Raw genomic sequence first — 4,574 nt, 5'->3', positions numbered from 1 at the left:
GGGGTCGGCCGCCAGCCCGCGCATCCGGGATCAAGGGCGCAATCAACTCCCACTGGATGTCCGTCAGGTCAGTGTCGTAGCGCCGCCTCGCTTGCGGCTTCCTCTTCGGCATCGGGCATCGGCTCGCTTCGTGGGTCCGACGCCCTATGAATCACGCCAAAGCCGCTTTGGGAATCCTTCTCAAACGCAATCTAACAAATGACGGGTCCCGTGTCGACGCCTGTCCACACTCAAGGCTGAGGCCTTGGCCAAGATGGATACCTGAGCTGAACGCACTACGAATTGGTCCAGCGCTTCGCGAGACATCAAGAGATACTAGGGTAATCGACCGCCTTTGCGGTGCCGTCACGGGTAGGCCGGGTCAGGTGGCTAGGGATTTGAAGCGGCCTACCTGCGCCCGGCATAGACCGGCCGGGCAAGACGCAGGATGTCGATATCTTCGATCTCGTTGCGATCATATTCGGTGAAATAGCTTTCGGAGCGCAGCTTGGCGGCATGATCGTCCGGCAGCGGTCGACCACGGCTTTTCTTCATCTCCCACTGGGCGCGCGACTTCACGATATAATGATTGATCCGGATGAGGTCCGTCGCCGGGGGGTTAATCTTGCCTTGAAGGATCATCGCAGGGGTACCGTCTCCCTTTACCGTGGGACCAAGGACGACATAATGGTGCGGGTTGGCCATGCGCAGAATTCGGTCCGGCCGCGCGATCGTTTTGACGTGTGCGTTGCGGGAGGCGGCGCGGCGGGTGAAGGCTTCCACGCACGGTCCCGCCGGGGTCTCAACGTGGCCATTGGAGCCGAAGTTCATCCAGCTGCACGCCACTGCTGCCGCATCCGGAAAACCGTCGATCACCTCGGCGATACTGGTCGCGGTCTCGAGATTGATAAATTCATCGCCGTCGATGAAGCAGACCCAGTCCGTTTCATCACGGTGTGTCTCGAGGAAATGGTCCATCGCGATCGTCTGGCCGGGCTGCTTCTCGATCATATGTGTGGTGATCGAGAATTCTGTGGAGAGCCGGGCGATGATATCCGCCGTCTCGTCGGTCGACGCATTATTGTACAGGTAGAAATGATCGACGCCAATCGCAGCGTGATAACGGACCCATTCCTCCAGATAATCCGACTCGTTCTTCAGGGAAGCGCAGATGGCTATCCGGTGGAAAGTCGCTACCTTCGTCGGCTTGGCATCCGCCCGATTGAGGACAGGCAATATGTCAGGGTGGCTACGCACACCCTTGTCGTGCCCGTTCGCCATCAGGCGAGCGAATACGGCAGCGCGGGGCAGCGAATTTGCGGCCAAGGCAAGGCGAAGGCCGAGCAGCATTGATGCCCGCAGCGAGGAGCCGTCCACTTCCGCTGCGGCGGCGTTAGCCTCCTCCAGTCGGTCCGCCAGAGCAGGACGAAGCATGGCGAAAAGTTGGCTGACCTTTGGAGTTTGCCCGCCATCGTCGTCAGCAAGCGCAGCAAGATGGAGGAGCCCCTGGCGCGAATCGCTAATTGCGGAGAGGCAGGCGTCGTCGAGTATCCGCTCTACGACAGTAGCATCCGGACGTCGACCTCGGATAAGATCGGCGATCTGAAGGTAGGCGTGCTTCTGGCGAAGAGCTTGGGCCTCTTCGATCAGTCCGCCGTAAAGCGCTTCCACGTCCGTCTCCTTCATGCGGAGCCGTTCGCATATAAGCGGCCGGCGCGCTTGGGTAGGTGTATTGTGTCGATTCGGCTCAGGTCATTCAGCAAAGCGCTGTTTTTGCTGGAAAGTACCGACGCGAGTCGATAGCGCGAAAGGCAATTATCCAGCAGGGAGCCCCTAATCCCTTAACGTGAGGCAATACGTGGCCAGCTTTAGCCAGTAGCCCGTCCTATCCATCATGCGCGCGTGTTGCTCGCCGTCGGTCGGACCGCTTTGCTGTTGCTCTCGCTTTGATAGCCCGCCCGAGCATACATTATCCGCACCGCTTGTTGAACAGATCGCCGCGAGGGTAGGCGGCTCGGCCATCGCGAAGCAGGCACGTCTCCGATCTGCTGTCAGAGGCCCGCCACGGCGAGGATCGGTTGATCGGTCCCGCTGAAATATGGTCGCCTCCCTGATGTAGCGCAGGCGAGCCTGACGGAGGTGGTCACCTCTATCGCCTTTGCCGATCTCGCTGGATCAAGACCCATGCTACGATCGAGCAGTCGCGGTTCAGCTTTTGCCTTTGTGCCCGGCTCAGACGATGGCGGTCGGAAGAATCCGCGAGAGCATCAACGCTATCGCCGCTTTGCATAGCGTAAAGGCATAATGAGGCGGTGGCGTAGTCATGCCCGTCCGCCAGTTCATCGGTGATCAGCCGGCTGCTGGGGGCGACGAATGCCGCCGCCGCCAACAGCAGAATGCCTGGCGTGCTCATTCGACCCGCATCAGCTGCGTCGGGAACGGCGCCACCAACCGCTGCGCCTCTTCCCATCCCGCCGTCAGCCAAGCGGCCTCATCCTCGGCGTGCAGCAGCACCGGCATCGCTTTCGGATGCACCGGCGCCACGATTGCGTTCGGCTCGATCGTCAGGAGCGCGAAGACCGGCCCGGCCTCGGTGGGGCGCCAGATGCCGGCGAACGATACGATCGGCTGGCTTGGCACGTCGAACCAGAACAGCGGCAGCTTGCCCTTCTCGCCCGGCCCATACTCGCTGAAGGCGGTGAACGGCACGAGGCAGCGGCGGGTGGGGGTCGCCAGCGCTGATCGCCAGAACGGCGAGGCGAGGTTGCGGACGTTCGTCACCGGCGCGCTGCCGGCGGCCGGTGACGGGAAGCCCCACGCCATCACGTCGAGGGCGCGCTGGCCCGCCTCGTCGCGGATCACGTAGGCCGGGCGCTTCGGGAACAATTCGGGCGGCGGGATGGTCAGGTCATCGGGATACGGGAGCGCAATGCCGTAGCGCGCGGCGACCTCGGCCTGGCTGGCGGTCATGCGGTAGCGGTTGCACACCGGCTGGTTAGCTCGGCTTGGTGTTTAGCAGGATGGCGAAGCCCGGGACGTCGCTCTCGATCACGGGAAGCCCGAGCGCGGTATGCCCCTCGGTCGTTTCGCCTTTCTCATGCTCGGCAGCCTTGAGTGAGGCCAGCGCCTCCGTGCTCAGTTCCCATGACACCGGCTGAGTGCCCTCGGTGGCGGCGACATCGAGTTCGCGCTGCAGCAGCTCCAGAATGTTCGCCAAGGTCTCAACTCCTGTGATTCGGCCGACCCGACCATAACACCCGGATGCAGATTGCTATCCGCACGCCCGTAGCCGCCCGCTGCGATCGTAGCTGGCCCACCGCCGCGCGATCCCCGCGCCGATCGCGGCACACGACAGATCCCGGCCGTCGGGCAGCCGGCACTGCGCGACGACGCGATCGTAGCTGCGACTGACCGGCGTGCAGCGGAGGCGCTGGCCCGCGACAAGCGCCGCCATTTTCCGCTTGGCCCCTTGACCGTCACCGGCGACGCACCGCCGCCCCGGCCGGCCGCGACACCCGTGTAGCTCGGGCGCATCGATGCCGGCGATGCGCACCTTCCTGGAACCGCATCGCAGGCCATCGCCGTCGCCGGCCACCGGGTTGGCGCAGGTGAAGGCCGCAGCAGCCAGCAGTGCTAGGATCATCGCCCGCGCTCCATCGTCGTCAGCGCCCTCTCTGCGAACCGCCGGTAGATCGGCTGCCAGTATCCGCCGGCCTCGGCCCTGATTCAATCATGCCAGGGCCGGCCTGGAAGAGCGAGCTGGCGCTCGATTGGCTGAAGGTGCGGCGGTGAGCGAGCCGGTTTTCGCCCATGTAGCATAAATACAACACGACCACGGTGGCACGACTAGCCCGGTTGCGCGATCAGTCCTCCCTCGATAGGCCCCGCGCCGGGTCGTGAAAAGCATAAGTCCACGTTCCATTCTGGGGGAATATATGAAGAGTGTTATCGCAGCAGCCGTTTTGGCCGCTGGTATTGCGTCGCCTGCTCTCGCTCAGGACGCAGGCCACCCGACGTTTCGACTTGAGGCGCACGGCGGGTGGGACCGCGTGCAGGCTCTTGGCGACCACAAAGATGGCGTCCTGTACGGCATCGGCGGAGGAGTTGATGTTCCGCTCGGCACGAACGTTTTCGTCGGCCTCGACGCCAATGTCGAAGACAGCAGCGCCAAGTACTGCGAGAGCAGCGTCTTCACCGTGGGTGACCGGGCCTGCGTCAAGACCGGCCGCGATCTCAGCGTTGGTGGTCGCATCGGCACGACGCTGGCAGGCGGGGCCAAGATCTACGCCCTTGGCGCGTACACCAATGCTCGCCTGAAGGTTTCGTACACCTTGGCCGGCACGCGAGACTCTGAGAGCGCAAACGGTGACGGCTGGCGCGTGGGTGCCGGGGCACAGTTCCCGCTGTCCGAGAACCTGTTCGTGAAGGGCGAGTACCGCTACTCGAACTATGAGGGCGATTTCAGCCGCCATCAGGTGCTCGGCGGCGTCGGCATCAACTTCTGATTACCGGGCGGGATCGGCTTCGGCTGGTCCCGCTATCGGCGGTGAGGGATCGGCTGTAAACCGCCCCACCCCCGCCGCCTACCCCCCAAT

6 protein-coding genes are annotated in these 4,574 nt (G+C 63.4%); 1 reads left to right on the top strand and 5 read right to left on the bottom strand.

Annotated features, from left to right (window positions below; all coding sequences use genetic code 11):
- Positions 1 to 387: 387 nt before the first annotated feature.
- The 5 genes from FOY91_RS20675 to FOY91_RS20655 form a co-directional block, all read right to left on the bottom strand.
- Positions 388 to 1,650, bottom strand: coding sequence for a glycosyltransferase family 2 protein (locus FOY91_RS20675; protein WP_162527299.1), 1,263 nt, complete (start codon positions 1,648 to 1,650; stop codon positions 388 to 390).
- A 478-nt stretch (positions 1,651 to 2,128) separates the two neighbouring features.
- On the bottom strand, positions 2,129 to 2,392 hold the full coding sequence (locus FOY91_RS20670; protein WP_145155880.1) for a hypothetical protein: 264 nt from the start codon (positions 2,390 to 2,392) through the stop codon (positions 2,129 to 2,131).
- Positions 2,389 to 2,967: an SOS response-associated peptidase gene (locus tag FOY91_RS20665; RefSeq protein ID WP_275266054.1), complete on the bottom strand. Its 579-nt coding sequence runs from the start codon at positions 2,965 to 2,967 to the stop codon at positions 2,389 to 2,391. Before FOY91_RS20665 ends, FOY91_RS20670 begins: the two co-directional genes overlap by 4 nt.
- A gap of 7 nt (positions 2,968 to 2,974) precedes the next feature.
- The gene (locus tag FOY91_RS20660) at positions 2,975 to 3,196 is read right to left on the bottom strand and encodes a hypothetical protein (RefSeq protein ID WP_145155876.1); all 222 of its coding nucleotides are present in this window, start codon (positions 3,194 to 3,196) and stop codon (positions 2,975 to 2,977) included.
- A 54-nt stretch (positions 3,197 to 3,250) separates the two neighbouring features.
- Complete coding sequence (locus tag FOY91_RS20655; protein ID WP_145155875.1) at positions 3,251 to 3,622, bottom strand: thermonuclease family protein; 372 nt, start codon at positions 3,620 to 3,622, stop codon at positions 3,251 to 3,253.
- Between the two features lie 292 nt (positions 3,623 to 3,914).
- On the opposite strand from FOY91_RS20655, the gene FOY91_RS20650 reads away from it, so the two are divergent.
- Positions 3,915 to 4,484 carry an outer membrane protein gene (locus FOY91_RS20650; RefSeq protein WP_145155873.1) on the top strand — a complete coding sequence of 190 codons (570 nt, stop codon included), beginning with the start codon at positions 3,915 to 3,917 and terminating at the stop codon, positions 4,482 to 4,484.
- Positions 4,485 to 4,574: the final 90 nt, after the last annotated feature.

The organism is Alterirhizorhabdus solaris, assembly GCF_007785815.1.
Lineage (GTDB): Bacteria > Pseudomonadota > Alphaproteobacteria > Sphingomonadales > Sphingomonadaceae > Alterirhizorhabdus > Alterirhizorhabdus solaris.
Note: the sequence above shows the minus strand (reverse complement) of the source record. Positions and strands in the feature narration are given on the sequence as shown.